Source organism: Enterobacter cloacae complex sp. IR5418 (genome assembly GCF_049238105.1).
In the GTDB taxonomy this organism is placed as follows: domain Bacteria; phylum Pseudomonadota; class Gammaproteobacteria; order Enterobacterales; family Enterobacteriaceae; genus Enterobacter; species Enterobacter hormaechei.
Genome location: NZ_JBMKHS010000001.1, coordinates 67,268 through 87,368 on the forward strand (window position 1 = coordinate 67,268; position 20,101 = coordinate 87,368).

The following is a 20,101-nucleotide window of genomic DNA, read 5'->3' on the forward strand; positions in this document are numbered from 1 at the left end:
TTTATGCGTCAGGAGACGTTACTCGTCAGCGTCATCCGCTGCTTCATCATCGGTGTCCGTTTCCGGGGCGATTTCATCATCCCCTTCCGCGACGCTGCCGTCGATAGAGTCGAGTTCTTCGTCATCCACCGGCTCAGCAACGCGTTGCAGACCGACGACGTTTTCATCTTCCGCAGTACGGATGAGGATCACGCCCTGGGTGTTACGACCCACCACGCTGATCTCAGACACGCGGGTACGCACCAGCGTACCGGCATCGGTGATCATCATGATCTGGTCCGCGTCGTCCACCTGCACCGCGCCCACAACGGAACCGTTGCGCTCGGTGACCTTGATGGAGATAACGCCCTGCGTGCCGCGAGATTTGGTCGGGTATTCGCTTTCCGCGGTACGTTTACCGTAACCGTTCTGGGTGACGGTCAGGATTGCGCCTTCGCCACGTGGAACGATCAGGGAAACCACGGTGTCTTCACCCGCCAGCTTGATACCACGTACGCCGGTCGCGGTACGACCCATTGCGCGCACGGCGTTCTCTTTAAAGCGCACCACTTTACCGGCCGCAGAGAACAGCATCACTTCATCGGAACCGGAGGTCAGATCCACACCGATCAGCTCATCGCCTTCATTCAGGTTCACCGCGATGATCCCGGCAGAACGTGGACGGCTGAACTCGGTCAGCGCGGTTTTCTTCACGGTACCGCTCGCGGTTGCCATAAAGACGTTCACGCCCTCTTCGTACTCGCGTACCGGCAGAATGGCGGTGATACGTTCGTTCGCTTCCAGCGGCAGCAGGTTGACGATAGGACGACCACGTGCGCCACGGCTCGCTTCCGGCAGCTGATAGACCTTCATCCAGTACAGACGGCCCCGGCTGGAGAAGCAGAGGATCGTGTCGTGGGTGTTGGCCACCAGCAGACGGTCAATGAAGTCTTCTTCTTTAATACGTGCCGCAGATTTGCCTTTACCGCCACGACGCTGTGCTTCGTAGTCGGTCAACGGCTGATACTTCACATAACCCTGGTGAGACAGCGTCACTACCACGTCTTCGCGGTTGATCAGATCTTCAATGTTGATATCAGAGCTGTTGGCCGTGATTTCGGTGCGGCGCTCATCGCCGAACTGATCGCGAACCAGTTCCAGCTCTTCACGGATCACTTCCATCAGGCGCTCTGCGCTACCGAGGATATGCAGCAGCTCAGCAATTTGCTCCAGCAGCTCTTTGTACTCGTCGAGCAGTTTTTCATGCTCAAGGCCGGTCAGTTTCTGCAAACGCAGATCCAGAATCGCCTGGGCCTGCTGTTCAGTCAGATAGTACTGACCGTCACGCACACCGAATTCCGGTTCCAGCCACTCAGGACGTGCAGCGTCATCGCCCGCACGTTCCAGCATCGCCGCCACGTTGCCCAAATCCCATGGACGCGCAACCAGTGACGCCTTCGCTTCTGCTGGCGTCGGCGCGCGGCGGATCAGCTCGATGATCGGGTCGATGTTCGCCAGCGCAACGGCCAGTGCTTCAAGGATATGGGCACGGTCACGCGCTTTGCGCAGTTCGAAGATGGTACGGCGAGTCACCACTTCACGGCGGTGACGCACGAACGCGCTCAGGATCTCTTTCAGGTTCATGATCTTCGGCTGGCCATGGTGCAGTGCAACCATGTTGATACCGAAGGAGACCTGAAGCTGAGTCTGGGAGTACAGGTTGTTCAGCACAACCTCACCTACCGCGTCGCGCTTGATTTCAATCACGATGCGCATACCGTCTTTATCAGACTCGTCACGCAGCGCGCTGATACCTTCGACGCGTTTTTCTTTTACCAGCTCGGCGATTTTTTCAATCAGACGCGCTTTGTTCACCTGATACGGGATCTCGTGAACAATAATGGTTTCACGGCCGGTTTTAGCGTCCGCTTCCACTTCGGCGCGGGCACGGATGTAAATCTTGCCGCGACCGGTACGGTACGCTTCTTCAATACCGCGACGACCGTTGATGATTGCCGCCGTCGGGAAGTCCGGGCCAGGAATGTGTTCCATCAGCCCTTCAATGCTGATGTCTTCATCGTCAATGTAGGCCAGGCAGCCGTTGATCACTTCCGTGATGTTGTGCGGCGGAATGTTGGTTGCCATACCGACGGCGATACCGGACGAACCGTTCACCAGCAGGTTTGGGATCTTCGTTGGCATAACGTCAGGGATTTTTTCCGTGCCGTCGTAGTTATCAACGAAATCAACCGTCTCTTTTTCCAGGTCAGCCATCAGCTCATGGGCAATCTTCGCCAGACGGATTTCCGTATAACGCATTGCCGCGGCGGAGTCGCCGTCGATAGAACCAAAGTTACCCTGACCATCTACCAGCATGTAACGCAGCGAGAAGGGCTGCGCCATACGGACAATGGTGTCGTACACCGCGGAATCACCATGGGGATGGTATTTACCGATTACGTCACCAACGACACGGGCAGATTTTTTGTAGGCTTTATTCCAGTCATTGCCCAATACGTTCATGGCGTATAGTACGCGACGGTGTACCGGCTTCAGGCCATCGCGGACGTCCGGCAGCGCACGGCCAACAATGACCGACATCGCATAGTCCAGATAGGAGCTTTTCAGCTCTTCCTCGATGTTAACCGGTGTAATTTCTCTCGCAAGGTCGCTCATCTAACCGCTATCCCTCTACTGTATCCCGGATTCAAAGGTCGCAAATTATAACACAGCCGCGGTGATACAGGTAAACCTATACGCTTTATTCACAGGGATTGCCTGATATACTCATTTGTCTTGCTAAATAAGGAGTAAAAGCGCCCATGAATGCCGAAAAATCCCCGGTGGCTCACAACGTTGACCACGAAGAGATTGCCAAATTTGAAGCGGTGGCGTCCCGCTGGTGGGATCTCGAAGGTGAGTTCAAACCTCTGCATCGTATTAACCCGCTGCGTCTGGGCTATATCGCGGAGCGTTCCGGCGGTCTGTTCGGTAAGAAAGTGCTCGACGTCGGCTGCGGCGGCGGCATCCTGGCGGAAAGCATGGCGCGCGAAGGGGCCACCGTCACCGGTCTGGACATGGGCTTTGAGCCTCTACAGGTTGCCCGCCTTCATGCGCTGGAGTCCGGTGTTCAGGTAGAATACGTCCAGGAAACCGTGGAAGAGCACGCGGCAAAACATGCCCACCAGTATGATGTGGTGACCTGCATGGAGATGCTGGAGCACGTTCCCGATCCGCAGTCGGTCGTCAGCGCCTGTGCAAAACTGGTGAAACCGGGTGGACAGGTCTTCTTCTCGACCATCAACCGCAACGGCAAAGCCTGGCTGATGGCCGTGGTGGGCGCAGAATATGTGCTGCGCATGGTGCCGAAAGGCACACACGACGTGAAGAAGTTCATCAAGCCTGCCGAACTGCTGGGCTGGGTTGACCAGACGTGGCTTAAGGAGCAACACATGACGGGCCTGCATTACAACCCACTGACGGATAAATTCAAACTTGCTCCGGGCGTGGATGTTAACTATATGTTGCATACAACCGCCAAAAACGACTAACGTCATCCGTTATTCTTATAATGATTGCGCGACATCATGTTGCGCAATTCTGACCTCCCGTTGAAGAAATCAGCACTCGATCAAATTTTGAATTTTTTTTCTAAATTATTGACATCTCTTCCAGGCCTTACGGTACGAGGACTTACGCTTTTTTACCCTTTCACAACCTCAATTTAACCTCAAAATCAACCCTTGTACTGAAAAGAATCCTTACTAGAATACTCACCATATAGCGTTCTTCTTATCGCAAAACCCCTATATGTAGTATTTATCCACAGAGTTAGTCACAAGACGGTTCTGTGGATAAGCGGGGGATATTTTTTTATTTCACGGACAGGTAAAAACCCACATGAATCAGAGTCTGCTGGTGACAAAGCGCGACGGTACCACCGAGCGTATCAATCTGGACAAAATCCATCGAGTTCTCGACTGGGCAGCAGAAGGACTGAACAACGTATCTATCTCCCAGGTTGAACTGCGTTCTCACATTCAGTTCTACGACGGCATCAAAACGTCTGATATCCACGAAACCATTATCAAAGCAGCGGCAGACCTGATCTCCCGCGACGCACCGGATTATCAGTACCTCGCTGCACGTCTGGCGATTTTCCACCTGCGTAAGAAAGCCTACGGCCAGTTTGAGCCGCCGAAGCTTTACGATCACGTGGTGAAAATGGTCGAGCTGGGCAAATACGACACGCATCTGCTGGAAGACTATACGGAAGAAGAGTTCGAGCAGATGAACGGGTTTATCGATCACTGGCGCGACATGAACTTCTCCTACGCGGCGGTGAAGCAGCTCGAAGGCAAATACCTGGTTCAGAACCGTGTGACCGGTGAGATCTACGAGAGCGCCCAGTTCCTCTATATTCTGGTGGCGGCTTGCCTGTTCTCTAATTATCCGCGTGAAACCCGTCTGGACTACGTGAAGCGTTTCTACGATGCGGTATCCACGTTCAAAATTTCTCTGCCAACGCCAATCATGTCTGGCGTGCGCACCCCTACCCGTCAGTTCAGCTCCTGCGTACTGATCGAGTGCGGTGACAGCCTGGATTCCATCAACGCCACCTCCAGCGCCATCGTGAAATACGTCTCCCAGCGCGCCGGTATCGGCATCAATGCCGGTCGTATTCGTGCGCTGGGCAGCCCGATCCGCGGCGGTGAAGCGTTCCATACCGGCTGTATTCCGTTCTACAAGCACTTCCAGACGGCGGTAAAATCCTGCTCTCAGGGCGGCGTGCGCGGCGGTGCTGCGACCCTGTTCTACCCAATGTGGCACCTGGAAGTAGAAAGCCTGCTGGTCCTGAAGAACAACCGCGGCGTGGAAGGTAACCGCGTGCGTCACATGGACTACGGCGTACAGATCAACAAGCTGATGTACACCCGCCTGCTGAAAGGTGAAGACATCACCCTGTTCAGCCCGTCCGACGTTCCGGGCCTGTACGACGCATTCTTCGCCGATCAGGACGAGTTCGAGCGTCTGTACACCAAATATGAAAAAGACGACAGCATCCGCAAACAGCGCGTGAAGGCGGTAGACCTGTTCTCCCTGATGATGCAGGAACGTGCCTCTACCGGTCGTATCTATATCCAGAACGTTGACCACTGCAACACCCACAGCCCGTTCGACCCGGTGGTGGCGCCAGTGCGCCAGTCCAACCTGTGCCTCGAGATCGCCCTGCCGACCAAACCGCTGGACGATGTAAACGACGAAAACGGCGAAATCGCCCTGTGTACGCTGTCTGCGTTCAACCTGGGTGCGATTAAGAGCCTGGACGAACTGGAAGAGCTGGCCGTGCTGGCGGTTCGTGCGCTGGATGCCCTGCTGGACTACCAGGATTACCCAATCCCGGCCGCTAAACGCGGTGCGATGGGTCGTCGCACTTTAGGTATCGGCGTGATCAACTTCGCCTACTGGCTGGCGAAAAACGGTAAGCGTTACTCCGACGGCAGCGCCAACAACCTGACGCACCAGACGTTCGAAGCAATTCAGTACTACCTGATGAAGGCCTCCAACGAACTGGCGAAAGAACAAGGCGCCTGCCCGTGGTTCAACGAAACCACCTACGCGAAAGGCATTCTGCCGATCGACACCTACAAGAAAGACCTGGATGCGATCGTCAGCGAGCCGCTGCACCTCGACTGGGAAGGCCTGCGCGAGTCCATTAAAACGCACGGCCTGCGTAACTCCACGCTCTCTGCCCTGATGCCGTCCGAGACCTCTTCGCAGATCTCCAACGCCACCAACGGTATTGAGCCACCGCGCGGCCACGTCAGCATCAAAGCGTCGAAAGACGGCGTGCTGCGTCAGGTAGTACCGGATTACGAGACGCTGGGTGACAACTACGAGCTGCTGTGGGAAATGCCAAACAACGACGGCTACCTGCAACTGGTGGGTATCATGCAGAAGTTTATCGACCAGTCGATCTCTGCCAATACCAACTACGACCCGACGCGCTTCCCGTCAGGCAAGGTTCCGATGCAGCAGCTGCTGAAAGACCTGCTCACCGCCTACAAATTTGGCGTGAAAACGCTGTACTATCACAACACCCGTGATGGTGCGGAAGACGCCCAGGACGACCTGGCGCCGTCAATTCAGGACGATGGCTGCGAAAGCGGCGCATGTAAGATCTAATAATACCCCCCTCACCCCGGCCCTCTCCCCACAGGGGCGAGGGTGAAAAAATTGCTCCGAACGGTTCCCTCTCCCCTCAGGGGAGAGGGTTAGGGTGAGGGGAAAATAACACCACAGGACACACTCATGGCATATACCACCTTTTCACAGACGAAAAACGACCAGCTCAAAGAGCCGATGTTCTTCGGCCAGCCGGTCAACGTGGCACGCTACGATCAGCAAAAATATGACATCTTCGAAAAGCTGATTGAAAAGCAACTCTCCTTCTTCTGGCGTCCGGAAGAAGTTGACGTTTCACGCGACCGTATCGATTTCCAGGCACTGCCGGAACACGAAAAGCATATCTTCCTCAGCAACCTGAAGTACCAGACGCTGCTGGACTCTATTCAGGGTCGTAGTCCGAACGTGGCGCTGCTGCCGCTGATCTCCATTCCCGAGCTGGAAACCTGGGTAGAGACCTGGGCGTTCTCCGAGACGATCCACTCCCGCTCTTACACCCACATCATCCGCAACATCGTGAACGATCCGGCGGTGGTGTTTGACGATATCGTCACCAACGAACAGATCCAGAAGCGCGCCGAAGGCATTGCGCACTACTATGACGAGCTGATCGAGATGACCAGCTACTGGCATCTGCTGGGCGAAGGCACACACAACGTGAACGGCAAAACCGTTACCGTAAACCTGCGGACCCTGAAAAAGCAGCTGTACCTGTGCCTGATGAGCGTTAACGCGCTGGAAGCAATCCGCTTCTACGTGAGTTTCGCCTGCTCCTTCGCCTTTGCCGAGCGCAAGCTGATGGAAGGCAACGCCAAAATCATCCGCCTGATCGCCCGTGATGAAGCCCTGCACCTGACCGGCACCCAGCATATGCTGAACCTGTTGCGCAGCGGTACGGACGATCCGGAAATGGCGGAAATCGCCGAAGAGTGCAAACAGGAGTGCTACGACCTGTTCGTGCAGGCCGCCCAGCAGGAGAAAGAGTGGGCAGACTATCTGTTCCGCGACGGCTCCATGATTGGCCTGAACAAAGACATCCTGTGCCAGTACGTTGAGTACATCACTAACATCCGCATGCAGGCTGTGGGTCTCGATCTGCCGTTCCAGACGCGCTCTAACCCAATCCCATGGATCAACACCTGGCTGGTGTCCGATAACGTGCAGGTTGCGCCGCAGGAAGTGGAAGTGAGTTCTTATCTGGTCGGTCAGATTGATTCTGAAGTCAACACCGACGACCTGAGCGACTTCCAGCTCTGATGAGCCGCGTAACGCTGAGTCTTTCTGGCACCGAAGTGCTGTGCCAGGAAGAGCACCCTTCCCTGCTGGTGGCGCTGGAAGCGCATCAGGTGGAGGTAGAGTACCAGTGTCGCGAAGGTTATTGCGGCTCCTGCCGCTGCCGTCTGGTCGCAGGCCAGGTGGACTGGCTGACCGAACCGCTGGCCTTTATCAGTGAAGGGGAAATTTTGCCCTGCTGCTGTCGGGCAAAAGGCGATATTGAGATTGAGATGTGATTATGTCGGGTGGCGCTTCGCTTACCCGACCTACAAAACCGCAGTTCGTAGGCCGGGTAAGGCGCAGCCGCCACCCGGCAATTTCAGCGTTTATCCTTCAAAAAGCTCACCGCTTTATCCGGGAAATCCGTAAACAACCCGTCTACGTCCGCCTGGTTATACAACACCTCGTAAAGCTGATTCACGTCCGTCGCATACTCCGGCAGCTGGTCTGCACGAACGGTATACGGATGCACCTGCATCTTGCTCGCATGCGCCTCTTTCACCATCGTCGTCAGCTTCACGTGGCCTGGCGTTGAGCCTTCCGCCACCAGCATGTGGTAATCCGGCCCGATGCCGTCGGCATACTGCGCAATCTGCTTCATCGCGCCCGGCTTAAACATCCAGTCGTAGTTGTAGTTCACCCACTTCCCGTCCGGCTGCTTCTCCTGGGTTTCGTTCCAGTCGGTATAGGCAATCAGCTGTACCAGATTGAGATCCATCCCCATCTTCGGCTCCAGCTCGGTTTTGATGCGCTTCAGCTCCGCCGCATCAAAACATTGCAGGTAAACTTTGTCCTTCTTGCTGGTGTAGCCGTACTGTTTCAGTACCTCCAGCGTCTTCGCGGCAATGTCTTTCCCTTCCTGATGGTGGAACCACGGCGCTTTGATTTCAGGATAAATACCGATATTTTTCCCGGCCGAGTGGTTCAGCCCCTGAACAAACTCGATCTCCTCCTGGAAGGTGTGAATACGGAAGTCAGATTTGCCCATCGGGAAGCGTCCCGGATAGACCTGCACCTTCTTACCGTTCTCTATCTCGAAGCCCTCGGTAAACTTCAGCGAACGGATCTCCGCCAGCGTGAAGTCGATGGCGTAATAGCGGCCATCTTTACGGGCGCGATCCGGGAAGCGTTCCGCCACGTCCGTGACGCGGTCGAGATAGTGGTCATGCAGGACGACCAGCTGGTCGTCCTTCGTCATCACCAGATCCTGCTCCAGATAATCCGCACCCTGGGCATAGGCCATCGCCTTCGCCGGCAGCGTATGCTCCGGCAGATAGCCGCTGGCGCCGCGGTGGGCGATCACGATTTTATCCGCCGCCAGCGCGGAGCCTGTCATCAGGCCCGCCAGCAGCAGGCCTGTCGCTAACTGATTTAATTTCATCGCAATGCTCCTTACTGACGACGCGCCAGCACTTCGGCGTGGTGACGTTTTTCACCGATCATCACAACAATCAGCAGCAGAACCGCCAGCACGCTTCCGCCGATCATCACCATAAAGCCGCCGTCCCAGCCGAAGAAGTCGACGGTGTAACCGACGATTGCACTCGCCGCCACTGAACCGCCAAGGTAGCCAAACAGACCGGTAAAGCCTGCCGCCGTGCCTGCCGCTTTCTTCGGCGCCAGCTCCAGCGCGTGCAGACCGATCAGCATAACCGGACCATAAATAAGGAAGCCGATAACGATCATACAGGCCATATCCACACCCGGATTGCCCGGCGGGTTGAGCCAGTAAACGACCGTCGCGATGGTCACCAGCGTCATGAAGAACACGCCCGTTGCCCCACGGTTACCCTTAAACACTTTATCCGACATCCAGCCGCAGATCAGCGTGCCCGGAATGCCCGCGTATTCATACAGGAAGTAGGCCCAGGACGATTTATCCAGCGCGAAGTGCTTCACCTCTTTCAGGTAGGTCGGGGACCAGTCGAGGATGCCGTAGCGCAGCAGGTAAACGAACACGTTCGCCACCGCGATGTACCACAGCAGTTTGTTTGGCAGCACGTACTTCATGAAGATCTGCTTTGCCGTCAGCTCTTCTTCGTGCTTCTCGCTGTAATCATCCGGGTAGTCGTTTTTGTACTCTTCGATCGGCGGAAGACCGCAGGATTGCGGGGTGTCGCGCATCAGGGCGAAGGCGATAATCGCCACCAGAATGGCGCCAAAGGCTGGCATATAGAGCGCGGCATGCCAGTCGTTAAACCAGGCCATCCCCAGCAGGAACAGCAGCGGCGGCAGCCCGCCCCCGACGTTATGCGCGCAGTTCCAGACCGATACAATGCCGCCACGCTCTTTCTGTGACCACCAGTGGACCATGGTGCGTCCGCATGGCGGCCACCCCATCCCCTGGAACCAGCCGCAGAGGAACAGCAGCACGAACATAATGGCAATGCTGGAGGTTGCCCACGGCACAAAGCCCATGAACAGCATCACCGCTGCCGCGAGGATCAGACCGGCAGGGAGGAACACGCGCGGATTCGAACGATCCGACACCGACCCCATAATGAACTTCGAAAAACCGTACGCGATGGAGATCCCCGACAGCGCGAACCCCAGATCGCCGCGAGAGAAGCCCTGTTCCACCAGGTACGGCATGGCGAGCGCGAAGTTTTTACGTACCAGATAGTACGCCGCATACCCGAAGAAGATCCCGAGGAAGATTTGCCAACGCAGACGGCGGTAGAGAGGATCAATCTCTGCCTCTGGCAGTCGCGCCCGGTGTGGCGCAGGTTTAAAGATACTGAGCATAACAGCCTCCGTGGCCTTTCAAAAATGGCCGGGCATCTCGCGCCCGGCTACAGAGGCGGCGATGTTAAGAAATCACGGTGAATGTTACTGTGAATCAACGCACAGATTGTTACAGAAATATGACAGAATGCGCAAAAAAGCGCATGAAATCACGTTTCACTTTCGAATTTCGCGCGTTTATGTTCGAAATCAAACAAACCACACGATCAATGTGGCTAAATGCTAAAAAACGAACATAGAGGAAAGGCAATGACAATTCACGATCCACGCTTCAGCGATGTGATTATCATTGGCGGTGGCGCAACGGGTGCCGGCATCGCACGCGACTGCGCCCTGCGGGGATTGAGCGTCACGCTTCTGGAGCGCCACGATATCGCCACCGGCGCAACGGGGCGTAATCACGGCCTGCTGCACAGCGGTGCGCGCTATGCGGTCACTGACGCGGAATCCGCGCGCGAGTGTATCGCTGAAAACCAGATCCTCAGACGCATCGCCCGCCACTGCGTTGAACCCACCAACGGCCTGTTTATTACCCTTCCCGAAGATGACCTCGCCTTTCAGCAAACCTTTATCACCGCCTGTACGGCGGCAGGCATTCAGGCTGAAGCGATCGATCCTGCGCAGGCGCGCCGTCTTGAACCCTCCGTGAACCCGGCGTTACTGGGCGCGGTGAAAGTGCCTGACGGCACCGTTGATCCCTTCCGCCTGACCGCCGCCAATATGCTCGACGCGCGGGAACATGGCGCACAGATCCTGACCGGGCATCACGTCACCGGGCTTATTCGTGAAGGTAATACGGTGCGCGGGGTGCGCGTGTTTGATGCGCAGTACAACGAACACCGCGAGCTGTATGCCGCCGTCGTGGTCAATGCGGCAGGGATCTGGGGCCAGCGCATCGCGGAATATGCCGATTTATCCATCCGCATGTTCCCGGCGAAAGGCTCGCTGCTGATCCTCGATCACCGCATCAATAACCATGTTATCAACCGCTGCCGCAAGCCGTCCGATGCCGACATCCTGGTGCCGGGCGACACCATTTCCCTGATTGGCACCACGTCAATGCACGTTGACTACAGCGATATCGACGTTAACCGGGTCACCGCCGAAGAGGTCGACATTCTGCTGCGCGAAGGGGAAAAGCTGGCCCCGGTGATGGCGCAGACGCGTATTCTGCGTGCCTACGCGGGCGTGCGTCCCCTCGTCGCCAGCGATAACGATCCGAGCGGGCGTAACGTCAGCCGCGGCATCGTGCTGCTCGATCACGCTGAACGTGACGGCATGGACGGATTTATCACCATCACCGGCGGCAAGCTGATGACCTACCGGCTGATGGCCCAGTGGGCCACCGATGCCGTCTGCCGTAAGCTCGGCAACACCATGCCGTGCGTGACGGCGGAACAGGCCCTGCCCGGCTCGCAGCAATCGACAGAAAAAACGCTGCACAAAATCATTTCACTCCCTGCCCCGCTTCGCGGTTCAGCAATTTACCGCCACGGCGACCGCACGCCGACCTGGCTCGGTGAAGGCCGACTCAGCCGCAGCCTGGTGTGCGAATGCGAAGCCGTGACCGCAGGCGAGGTGCAATATGCCGTGGAAAACCTGACGGTGAACAACCTGCTCGATTTACGCCGCCGTACGCGCGTCGGGATGGGCACCTGTCAGGGGGAGCTGTGCGCCTGCCGTGCCGCCGGGCTGCTGCAACGTTTTCACGCCACGACGTCAACCCAGTCGCTTGCCCAGCTCAGCGATTTTTTAAACGAGCGCTGGAAAGGCATACAGCCCGTCGCGTGGGGGGATGCCCTGCGCGAAAGCGAGTTTACCCGCTGGGTCTATCAGGGGCTTTGCGGTCTGGAGAAGGAGCACAACCATGAAATTTGATACCGTGATTGTCGGTGGGGGGCTGGCGGGCCTGCTGTGCGGCCTCAAACTGACGCAGCGGGGTCTGCGCTGCGCCATTGTCACTCGCGGTCAGAGTGCCCTGCACTTCTCCTCCGGCTCGCTGGATTTACTGGGCGCGCTCTCGTTCGCCGATCTGCCGCCTGAACATCCCTACCGCCTGACGGGCGCAGAGAATATGGCCCGCTTTGCCTGTGAAACCGAACACCTGCTCACCGCCTGCGGCGCATGCATGCAGGGTGACGCCGAGCAAAATCATCAGCGCGTCACGCCGCTCGGCACCCTGCGTGCCGCCTGGCTTAGCCCGGAAGAGGTGCCTGTCGCCCCCATCGCTGCCGAGCGCGTGCGGGTGGTGGGGATCAGCGGTTTTCTCGATTTCCAGCCGCATCTGGCCGCCGCGTCTCTCAGACAACAGGGTGTTCAGGTGGATACAGCGGAGATTGATCTCCCCGAACTCGATGTGCTGCGTGAAAACCCCAGCGAGTTTCGTGCGGTGAACATTGCCCGCCTGCTGGATAACGAACGCTACTGGCCGCAGCTGTACGCGGCGCTTCGGCCGCTCGGCGAGGCCTGCGACGCCCTGTTTATGCCCGCCTGTTTTGGCTTAACGGACAACCGTCTCTGGCGCTGGCTCTCGGCGCGCCTGCCCTGTACGCTCGGTTTACTGCCGACGCTTCCCCCTTCCGTGCCCGGCATTCGTCTGCATACCCAGCTTCAGCGCCAGTTTGTGGCGCAGGGTGGCATCTGGATGGCGGGCGACGAGGTCAAAAAAATCACCCTGACAGAAGGCGCGGCAAGCGAAATCTGGACCCGCAACCACGGTGATATCCCGCTTCGTGCACGCTATACGGTGCTGGCAAGCGGCAGTTTCTTCAGCAACGGTCTGCTGAGCAGTCGGGATGGCGTGCGTGAGGCGATCCTCGGGCTGGACGTTCGACAAAGCGCCTCCCGCGCGGACTGGTATCAGAGCGATTTCTTCACCCCACAGCCCTGGCAGCAGTTCGGCGTGATCGTCGACCGCCAGCTACGCCCGCAGCTGAACGGGGTACCGGTTGAAAATCTTTACGCCATCGGCTCGGTTCTGGGCGGATACGATCCCGTGGCGCAGGGCTGCGGTGGCGGCGTCTGCGCCGTTACCGCACTGCATGTCGCGGAGCAGATTATCCAGCGCCGGGAGGGAGCAAAATGAATGACACCCGATTTGAAAGCTGTATCAAATGCACGGTTTGCACCACGGTTTGCCCGGTCAGCGGCGTCGATCCGCGCTATCCCGGCCCGAAACAGGCGGGTCCCGACGGGGAGCGCCTGCGCCTGAAGGACGGCGCGCTCTACGACGAGGCGCTGAAATACTGCATCAACTGCAAACGCTGCGAAGTCGCCTGTCCGTCGGACGTGAAAATTGGCGATATCATCCAGCGCGCCCGCGCCCGCTACAGTTCGCAAAAACCGACGCTGCGTGACGCGATACTGAGCCACACCGATCTGATGGGCAGCCTTTCGACGCCTTTCGCACCGGTCGTCAATGCCGCCACCGCCCTGAAGCCGGTACGCAGGCTGCTGGATGCGACGCTCAAAATCGACCACCACCGCAGTCTGCCGAAATATTCTCACGGCACCTTCCGCCGCTGGTATAAATCCGTGGCGGCAGAACAGGCGCAGTTCGCTGAGCAGGTCGCTTTCTTCCACGGCTGCTACGTGAACTACAACCATCCGCAGTTGGGGAAAGACCTGCTGAAAGTGCTGAACGCTATGGGAACGGGGGTTCAGCTTCTGAGCAAAGAGAAGTGCTGCGGCGTTCCGCTGATTGCCAACGGTTTCACCGACAAAGCGCGCAAGCAGGCGAGAAGCAACGTCACCTCTTTACGCGAGGCGATCGTCGACAAAGGCATACCGGTCCTGGCGACATCGTCAACCTGTACCTTCACGCTGCGCGATGAATATCCCCATCTGCTGGACGTGGATAACACCGGCCTGCGCGAGCACATTGAGCTGGCGACCCGTTTTCTCTGGCGCAAACTGGACAGCGGGCAGACGTTACCGCTGGGCAAATTGCCGCTGAAGGTGGTGTATCACACCCCATGTCATATGGAGAAGATGGGCTGGTCGCTTTATACGCTTGAACTGCTGCGGCTGATCCCGGGGCTGGAGCTGACGGTGCTGGACTCGCGCTGCTGCGGCATCGCAGGCACCTATGGCTTCAAGCGCGAAAATTATCCAACGTCACAGGCCATTGGTGCGCCGTTATTCCGGCAGATTGAAGAGAGCGGTGCGGATATGGTGGTGACGGACTGCGAAACCTGTAAATGGCAGATCGAGATGTCCACCAGCAAACGCTGCGAACATCCCATTACCTTGCTGGCAAAAGCGCTGGCGTAACCGTTGCCGGGGCCGCTGCCCCGGCACGTTCTCACTCCACGAACAGCGATTCCACCACGTTGATCCAGCCGTGCTCGCTGGCGACCTCTTTCCCGTTCAGCCAGCGGCGCAGCATGTTCAGCGCCATCATCGCACATACCTCCTGACGCACGGCCAGGCTGTGGCGGGTAATACTCATCTTCACCCGCAGGGCGTGCGTCCCTTCCGGCGTTGCCAGGGCGAAGTTAAGGTGCTCCTCATCCAGCCCGCCCACAAACAGCGCCAGCCCCGCGAAATGCTTCACTCTGCGCTCGGACGCCCAGCGCGCCGTCTGCGCCAGCGACTCCTGCTGGAACGGCACCACTTCACTGGCCAGCAGCGGCGCACCCGCCCGGGTAAGCTGAAGCGCCAGAAGCCCACCGGTAAACTGCTCGCTTAACGTCACGCTCAGCTGGCGGGACTGCAAATGCGCGGCGATCTGCGCAGGCAACCCTTCCGTGCCTTCGAAAATCAGGCTTTCCCCGGCGACGCGCTGCACTTCCGGCCACAGCGCCAGCATGGCGGCTTTCTCTGACGCCGGTCCGGTCAGCTTCAGTTCAATAATCGGCATGGAGGAGCGATAGCCCATCGACACGCCGGGAGGCAGTTGCAGGTGATCGAGGCTCTGGGCCAGATCGCTTTCCGAGCGGCCAAACGTGGTCAGACGCAGGCACAGGGGCGGTTCAGGCAGCGTGAAGCGCGCACGCAGGCGCGGCAGGATCTGCTGTTCGACCATCACCTTAAATTCCGACGGCACGCCCGGAGTGAAGAACATCAGGCAGCGGTTCAGCTGAACGGCAAACCCGCAGGCGGTGCCGACCGGGTTATCAATCAGTTCCGCGCTGGCGGGAATTTCAGCCTGCTTGCGGTTGCTGGGTGCCATCACGCGGCCACGTTCGGAGAAAAAGCGTTCCATCTGCGCCAGCCACGCCTCGTGCAGGACCAGGCCTTCGCCTTTGGCCGTAGCGGCAGCCAGTGCGCTGAGATCGTCGCTGGTTGGCCCCAGCCCGCCGTTCACAATCAGCACGTCACAGTGTTCGCTGCGCTCGCGCAGAACGTTGACCAGCGACTCAAGATTGTCACCTACGGTGTTGCGGCGCGTTAACGGTAATCCTTGCTCAAAGAAGAGATCGGCGAGCCAGGCGGCATTGGTATCAATGATTTGCCCATGCAGCACTTCGTCGCCAGTGGATAACATTTCCACGTTTATCATTGTGTTCTCCCATTTCAATGGTCAAAACACTATAGCGCAATCGAAGAGCGGGGGAAGAGAGAAACTGGCGCGACTGAACGCCGCGCCGAAAGGATTAGAAACCGGCGCTCACGCCAACGTACGGGCCGTCTGCCAGGGCGTTGTCGCGGTTGCCGTCTTTACCGGCCAGGTTCAGATAGCGATAACCCGCTTCGATGGTGATCGGGCGCATGATGGTCCAGCGCGCGCCAGCATTGGCTTCCTGATAGCTGTCGATACCGCTGGAGAGGGAATCCGGAGAGTAGTAGTACTCACCGAACAGGCCAAAGCTGTCGCCAATTTTCCACTGCAAGCCGCCGCCCACTGCCGCCGCGTAGCCTTCGTCGCCGTCGTTCGGGTTGGTGTAAATGCCTTTACCGCCGATGGTCGCCAGGAAAGGACCAAGCGGTACGTTAAAACCTAGGCCCAGGCTTGCCGCATCACCATCGTCGTCGTTATGCGTCCAGCCGCCGGTCATCGCCAGGCCTGCGCTATCCGTGCCAAGACCAAAGCCCAGGTGAGTATACTCTTCGCCCGCCGAGCCGTTGAAGGAAATAGCGTTGGCTGCTGCCGATACAAACATCAGGCCTAAGCCCATTAATGCCACTTTTTTCATTGTCGTGATCCCGCACAATTTATTCAGAAATGTCCAAAAACCGCGAGATTTTAACCTGACTGTCTGTGGGATCAATGGACTCCACGTGCGGCGGGCAATTAGTTTGTAACGATTTGATAATATCGGCATTTATACCAACCTCAGAAAGCGCATTTTTACGCGCAGCCCACCCAGATTTTCACTGGGCATCAGTTGAAGATGGCTGCGGTGCAGGCGGGCGATATCGTTGGCCAGCGCGAGGCCAATGCCGGACCCGGCGGCGTCGCCCACGTTATCCAGCCGATGAAACGGCAGCATGGCCTGGGAAATCTGGTCTTCAGCAATGCCCGGGCCGCTGTCCTCCACGCTCAGCTCAACGGCATCGTTATCCGTGCGCAGGTACACCGTCACGATCCCCTGCTCCGGCGTGTATTTGATCGCGTTCTCCAGCAGGTTAGCGCACAGTTCGCCCAGCAGCACGTCATCCCCCTCAATAATTACCGGCTGCTGTACGCCGTCATAACCGAGATCGATACCTTTACTTCGCGCCTGCGTGAGCCGGGAAAAGCAGCAGTTTTGCACCACCTGTACCAGATCGACAGGGGAAAACTGTCGCTCCCCCTGCTCTTTCCGCTTCACCGCTGACAGCTGTAACAGCCTCTCGGTCAGCACGATGGTGTTATCCAGCGTGACGTTCATCGCCCGTAAACTCTCCTGCCACAGCGCCGGATCGTTTCGCGTCAGGGCAACGGACACCTGGGTTTTCAGCACCGCCAGCGGCGTTTTGAGCTGGTGTGAGGCATCGGCATTGAAGCGCTCCTGCCGCGAAAGCACGCCGCGTAACCTGTCGATATAGCGGTTAAATGCCACAATCAGCAGCCGCGTTTCCGACCAGGGCAGTAACTCCGGCAGCGGCGCCAGCAGCCCCGGCTCGCGACGTACCATCAGGGACGAGAGCTGTCGCATCGGGCGTAGCACACGGCGCAGCAGCCAGGCGGTTAAGACCAGCGTCAGAAGGACCAGCAACCCCTGCGACACGAGCGAGGAAAACAGCAGCTGAGTGGCCAAATAGCGCCGCGACTGCAACGTTTCGGCGACGTAGATCTCCGCCATCCCGGACACATTGTCTTCGTTAACCGGCTGGAGCAGCTTCGCCACGCGGATCGCCTGCCCACGATACTCGGTATGATAAAACCACGCCAGCGCCGGATAGTGTGTCGTGCGCGACGTGGAGGGAGGCATATTCGGCAGATCGTCGTAGCCGGAAATGACACGTCCGTCCGGGTCAACCACCTTGTAATAGAGGCGATCGTTCATGTTCAGCTCGAAGCTGTCCAGCACCACCCAGGGCACATTTACCTGGAGTTTACCGTTGTGCACCTCCAGCCGCTCTGACACCGTTCGTGCCGAGGATAACAGCGTACGATCATAAGCCTGCGTCGCCGCCTGTAGCGCACTCACGTAGCTGTTGAAGGCCGAAAGCCCCCATAACAACAGCAGCGGCAAACCCAGAAAGAGCAAAAGTTGCAGGTAAAGCGACTGCGGCTTAACCCACTTCATCGCCGCACTCCAGCACGTAGCCTAGCCCACGCAGGGTGGTGATCCGCACGCCGCTGCCGGTCAGCTTCTTACGCAGGCGGTGTATATAGAGATCGATGCTCTCGGGGCTGACGTCGTCGTTCAGGCTGAACACCTGATCGAAAAGCTGTTGCCGGGAGACGGGACGGGTGCGGCGGTGCATCAGCACCTTCAGCAGGGAGAGTTCGCGCGGCGTGAGGGAAAGGGGTTCATCTCGCAGCAGAAAGAAGCCTTCATCATCGTACTCCAGTTCCCCCAGCCGCTGACGCTCCTGGGTTCGCCCTTCACTGCGGCGCAGCAGCGCGCGCAGGCGGGCATCAAGCTCCTCCAGCTCGAACGGCTTCGGAAGGTAGTCATCCGCTCCGGCATTCAGCCCCTTCACCCGGTCTGCCACGTTGCTGCGGGCGGTGAGAAACAGCACCGGCAGCGTCTGTCCGCGCTTTCTCAGACGATGCACTACCTCAAGCCCGTCGAAGCCGGGCATGCCGATATCAAGGATCGCGACGGCATAGTTTTCCCCCTGCAAAAGGTGATCCGCCGCGCGTCCGTCGTTGACGCAATCCACGGCAAATCCGTTTTGTACCAGCGCTTTTTCCAGCCAGTGAGCCAGCTCACGATTATCTTCCGCCAGTAAGAGACGCATATCACATCCTGTAAAGTTGGTGTCGCAATGAAAGGGAAATGAAAGGTTATTGTTTTAACAATCACGCAACGGAACCGCTACAAGGTGGTTCACATAATCAGAAAAAAGACACCCGTACCCGTACTCCCGGTTCTCCGGCGTGAGGATAAACGATGAAAAAACAATTACTTTCTACCCTTGCTGCAAGCGTATTGCTGTTGAGTGCCTCTGTCGTCCAGGCGCAGGACGCACCGTCCCGCACCGAATGTATCGCCCCGGCCAAACCCGGCGGCGGCTTCGACCTGACCTGTAAGCTGATTCAGGTCAGCCTGCTGGAGACGAAGGCCATTGAGAAACCGATGCGCGTCACCTACATGCCCGGCGGCGTGGGCGCGGTAGCCTATAACGCCATTGTCGCCCAGCGCCCTGCCGAAGCAGGCACCGTGGTGGCTTTCTCCGGCGGCTCGCTGCTGAACCTGTCGCAGGGGAAATTTGGTCGTTATGACGTGAATGACGTGCGCTGGCTCGCCACCGTGGGCACCGATTACGGCATGATCGCCGTGCGCGCGGACTCCCCGTGGAAATCCCTGAAAGATCTGCTGACCGCCATGGAAAAAGATCCGAACAGCGTGGTGATTGGCGCGGGCGCCTCAATTGGCAGCCAGGACTGGATGAAGGCCGCGCTGCTGGCGCAGCAGGCCAAGGTGGATCCGCACAAGATGCGCTACGTGGCCTTTGAGGGCGGCGGCGAGCCGGTGACGGCGCTGATGGGCAATCACGTCCAGGCCGTCTCGGGCGATCTCAGCGAAATGGTGCCCTACCTCAGCGGGGATAAAATCCGCGTGCTGGCGGTCTTCTCGGAAAACCGTCTGCCGGGCCAGCTGGCTAACGTCCCCACCGCCAAAGAGCAGGGTTATGACCTGGTCTGGCCGATCATTCGCGGCTTCTTTGTCGGGCCAAAAGTGACCGACGCCGAGTACCAGTGGTGGGTGGATACCTTCGCAAAACTCCAGCAAACCGACGAGTTCAAAAAGCAGCGCGATCTGCGCGGACTGTTTGAGTTCAACCTGAACGGTAAACAGCTGGACGAGTATGTCAAAAAGCAGGTGAATGACTACCGCGAAAAGGCGAAAGCCTTTGGTCTGGCGAAATAAACCGGAGGCGCTATGAGCGATCGCATATTTGCCGGGATATGGCTGCTGCTCTGCATTGGCGGAATGTTCGTCGCCTGGCAGATCCACAGTGAATACAGCTATGAACCCGTAGGGCCACGCCCCTTCCCGATGGGCATTGTCGGCCTGATGCTGCTCTGTTCGGTGGCGCTGCTGCTGCGCCACCCGGATACGGTAGAGTGGCCGCCACGCCGCACGCTGCAACGTCTGCTGGTGATGGTGATTATCCTGCTGATGTACGCGTGGGGCTTTGAGTGGCTCGGCTTCCCGATCGCCACCGCCCTGCTGACGATGGTGATTGGCATACTGTTTAACGCCTCGCTGCCTGCGGCGGGGATCTCCGGGGTCGTACTGGGCATTTTACTCTGGTACGCCTTCGACCGCCTGCTGGACGTGACCCTGCCGCTCGGCGCATGGTTTAACTAACG

Annotated in this window: 16 protein-coding genes; 9 read left to right on the plus strand and 7 right to left on the minus strand. The window is 58.0% G+C overall.

Annotated features, from left to right (window positions below):
* Nucleotides 1-18 precede the first annotated feature (18 nt).
* Entirely contained in the window at nucleotides 19-2,655 is a 2,637-nt protein-coding gene (gene gyrA, locus ACOTX7_RS00290; protein ID WP_126514584.1) for a DNA topoisomerase (ATP-hydrolyzing) subunit A, read from the minus strand.
* A gap of 146 nt (nucleotides 2,656-2,801) precedes the next feature.
* Between gyrA and ubiG the strand changes: the two genes are divergently transcribed.
* The 4 genes from ubiG (at nucleotide 2,802) to yfaE (ending at nucleotide 7,676) form a co-directional block, all read left to right on the plus strand.
* Nucleotides 2,802-3,530: a bifunctional 2-polyprenyl-6-hydroxyphenol methylase/3-demethylubiquinol 3-O-methyltransferase UbiG gene (gene ubiG / locus ACOTX7_RS00295; protein ID WP_006811346.1), complete on the plus strand. Its 729-nt coding sequence runs from the start codon at nucleotides 2,802-2,804 to the stop codon at nucleotides 3,528-3,530.
* A 349-nt stretch (nucleotides 3,531-3,879) separates the two neighbouring features.
* Nucleotides 3,880-6,165 (plus strand): class 1a ribonucleoside-diphosphate reductase subunit alpha, encoded by a 2,286-nt coding sequence (gene nrdA / locus ACOTX7_RS00300; RefSeq protein ID WP_003859415.1) that lies wholly within the window; start codon nucleotides 3,880-3,882, stop codon nucleotides 6,163-6,165.
* Nucleotides 6,166-6,291: 126 nt separating this feature from the next.
* Nucleotides 6,292-7,422: a class Ia ribonucleoside-diphosphate reductase subunit beta gene (gene nrdB, locus ACOTX7_RS00305; protein WP_006811347.1), complete on the plus strand. Its 1,131-nt coding sequence runs from the start codon at nucleotides 6,292-6,294 to the stop codon at nucleotides 7,420-7,422.
* Nucleotides 7,422-7,676 (plus strand): class I ribonucleotide reductase maintenance protein YfaE, encoded by a 255-nt coding sequence (gene yfaE / locus ACOTX7_RS00310; RefSeq protein ID WP_003859419.1) that lies wholly within the window; start codon nucleotides 7,422-7,424, stop codon nucleotides 7,674-7,676. The genes nrdB and yfaE overlap by 1 nt, the downstream gene beginning before the upstream one ends.
* 83 nt (nucleotides 7,677-7,759) lie before the next feature.
* Here yfaE and glpQ read toward each other — a convergent pair whose 3' ends face one another.
* Nucleotides 7,760-8,821 carry a glycerophosphodiester phosphodiesterase gene (gene glpQ, locus ACOTX7_RS00315; protein WP_221256262.1) on the minus strand — a complete coding sequence of 354 codons (1,062 nt, stop codon included), beginning with the start codon at nucleotides 8,819-8,821 and terminating at the stop codon, nucleotides 7,760-7,762.
* 11 nt (nucleotides 8,822-8,832) lie between these two features.
* Nucleotides 8,833-10,185 carry a glycerol-3-phosphate transporter gene (glpT, locus tag ACOTX7_RS00320; RefSeq protein WP_039274182.1) on the minus strand — a complete coding sequence of 451 codons (1,353 nt, stop codon included), beginning with the start codon at nucleotides 10,183-10,185 and terminating at the stop codon, nucleotides 8,833-8,835.
* A 249-nt stretch (nucleotides 10,186-10,434) separates the two neighbouring features.
* Here glpT and glpA point away from each other — a divergent pair, with 249 nt between their 5' ends.
* The 3 genes from glpA to glpC are packed head-to-tail and all read left to right on the plus strand — an operon-like array spanning nucleotide 10,435 to nucleotide 14,457.
* A complete protein-coding gene (gene glpA / locus ACOTX7_RS00325; RefSeq protein WP_205922615.1) occupies nucleotides 10,435-12,063 on the plus strand; it encodes an anaerobic glycerol-3-phosphate dehydrogenase subunit A in 1,629 nt (542 codons plus the stop codon).
* Nucleotides 12,053-13,270 carry a glycerol-3-phosphate dehydrogenase subunit GlpB gene (gene glpB / locus ACOTX7_RS00330; protein ID WP_221256264.1) on the plus strand — a complete coding sequence of 406 codons (1,218 nt, stop codon included), beginning with the start codon at nucleotides 12,053-12,055 and terminating at the stop codon, nucleotides 13,268-13,270. The genes glpA and glpB overlap by 11 nt, the downstream gene beginning before the upstream one ends.
* Nucleotides 13,267-14,457, plus strand: coding sequence for an anaerobic glycerol-3-phosphate dehydrogenase subunit GlpC (gene glpC, locus ACOTX7_RS00335; protein ID WP_047353448.1), 1,191 nt, complete (start codon nucleotides 13,267-13,269; stop codon nucleotides 14,455-14,457). The genes glpB and glpC overlap by 4 nt, the downstream gene beginning before the upstream one ends.
* 31 nt (nucleotides 14,458-14,488) lie before the next feature.
* Here glpC and ACOTX7_RS00340 read toward each other — a convergent pair whose 3' ends face one another.
* From ACOTX7_RS00340 to tctD, 4 genes are all read right to left on the minus strand, one after another.
* Complete coding sequence (locus ACOTX7_RS00340; RefSeq protein ID WP_213827697.1) at nucleotides 14,489-15,688, minus strand: nicotinamide mononucleotide deamidase-related protein YfaY; 1,200 nt, start codon at nucleotides 15,686-15,688, stop codon at nucleotides 14,489-14,491.
* Between the two features lie 94 nt (nucleotides 15,689-15,782).
* Nucleotides 15,783-16,322 (minus strand): YfaZ family outer membrane protein, encoded by a 540-nt coding sequence (locus tag ACOTX7_RS00345; protein WP_221812901.1) that lies wholly within the window; start codon nucleotides 16,320-16,322, stop codon nucleotides 15,783-15,785.
* Between the two features lie 129 nt (nucleotides 16,323-16,451).
* Nucleotides 16,452-17,861: a sensor histidine kinase gene (locus ACOTX7_RS00350; protein ID WP_221812900.1), complete on the minus strand. Its 1,410-nt coding sequence runs from the start codon at nucleotides 17,859-17,861 to the stop codon at nucleotides 16,452-16,454.
* Nucleotides 17,848-18,522 carry a transcriptional regulator TctD gene (tctD, locus tag ACOTX7_RS00355; protein WP_017693014.1) on the minus strand — a complete coding sequence of 225 codons (675 nt, stop codon included), beginning with the start codon at nucleotides 18,520-18,522 and terminating at the stop codon, nucleotides 17,848-17,850. Before tctD ends, ACOTX7_RS00350 begins: the two co-directional genes overlap by 14 nt.
* Nucleotides 18,523-18,674: 152 nt before the next feature.
* Between tctD and ACOTX7_RS00360 the strand changes: the two genes are divergently transcribed.
* Both ACOTX7_RS00360 and ACOTX7_RS00365 read left to right on the plus strand, forming a co-directional pair.
* Nucleotides 18,675-19,655: a Bug family tripartite tricarboxylate transporter substrate binding protein gene (locus tag ACOTX7_RS00360; RefSeq protein ID WP_221256267.1), complete on the plus strand. Its 981-nt coding sequence runs from the start codon at nucleotides 18,675-18,677 to the stop codon at nucleotides 19,653-19,655.
* A gap of 12 nt (nucleotides 19,656-19,667) precedes the next feature.
* The gene (locus ACOTX7_RS00365; RefSeq protein WP_001283760.1) at nucleotides 19,668-20,099 is read left to right on the plus strand and encodes a tripartite tricarboxylate transporter TctB family protein; all 432 of its coding nucleotides are present in this window, start codon (nucleotides 19,668-19,670) and stop codon (nucleotides 20,097-20,099) included.
* Nucleotides 20,100-20,101 lie beyond the last annotated feature (2 nt).

What these genes read in the sequence shown, in the direction of transcription:
- gyrA (WP_126514584.1), bottom strand. Translation starts at nt 2,655, where the DNA reads ATGAGCGACCTTGCGAGAGAAATTACACCGGTTAACATCGAGGAAGAG.
- ubiG (WP_006811346.1), top strand. Translation starts at nt 2,802, where the DNA reads ATGAATGCCGAAAAATCCCCGGTGGCTCACAACGTTGACCACGAAGAG.
- nrdA (WP_003859415.1), top strand. Translation starts at nt 3,880, where the DNA reads ATGAATCAGAGTCTGCTGGTGACAAAGCGCGACGGTACCACCGAGCGT.
- nrdB (WP_006811347.1), top strand. Translation starts at nt 6,292, where the DNA reads ATGGCATATACCACCTTTTCACAGACGAAAAACGACCAGCTCAAAGAG.
- yfaE (WP_003859419.1), top strand. Translation starts at nt 7,422, where the DNA reads ATGAGCCGCGTAACGCTGAGTCTTTCTGGCACCGAAGTGCTGTGCCAG.
- glpQ (WP_221256262.1), bottom strand. Translation starts at nt 8,821, where the DNA reads ATGAAATTAAATCAGTTAGCGACAGGCCTGCTGCTGGCGGGCCTGATG.
- glpT (WP_039274182.1), bottom strand. Translation starts at nt 10,185, where the DNA reads ATGCTCAGTATCTTTAAACCTGCGCCACACCGGGCGCGACTGCCAGAG.
- glpA (WP_205922615.1), top strand. Translation starts at nt 10,435, where the DNA reads ATGACAATTCACGATCCACGCTTCAGCGATGTGATTATCATTGGCGGT.
- glpB (WP_221256264.1), top strand. Translation starts at nt 12,053, where the DNA reads ATGAAATTTGATACCGTGATTGTCGGTGGGGGGCTGGCGGGCCTGCTG.
- glpC (WP_047353448.1), top strand. Translation starts at nt 13,267, where the DNA reads ATGAATGACACCCGATTTGAAAGCTGTATCAAATGCACGGTTTGCACC.
- ACOTX7_RS00340 (WP_213827697.1), bottom strand. Translation starts at nt 15,688, where the DNA reads ATGATAAACGTGGAAATGTTATCCACTGGCGACGAAGTGCTGCATGGG.
- ACOTX7_RS00345 (WP_221812901.1), bottom strand. Translation starts at nt 16,322, where the DNA reads ATGAAAAAAGTGGCATTAATGGGCTTAGGCCTGATGTTTGTATCGGCA.
- ACOTX7_RS00350 (WP_221812900.1), bottom strand. Translation starts at nt 17,861, where the DNA reads ATGAAGTGGGTTAAGCCGCAGTCGCTTTACCTGCAACTTTTGCTCTTT.
- tctD (WP_017693014.1), bottom strand. Translation starts at nt 18,522, where the DNA reads ATGCGTCTCTTACTGGCGGAAGATAATCGTGAGCTGGCTCACTGGCTG.
- ACOTX7_RS00360 (WP_221256267.1), top strand. Translation starts at nt 18,675, where the DNA reads ATGAAAAAACAATTACTTTCTACCCTTGCTGCAAGCGTATTGCTGTTG.
- ACOTX7_RS00365 (WP_001283760.1), top strand. Translation starts at nt 19,668, where the DNA reads ATGAGCGATCGCATATTTGCCGGGATATGGCTGCTGCTCTGCATTGGC.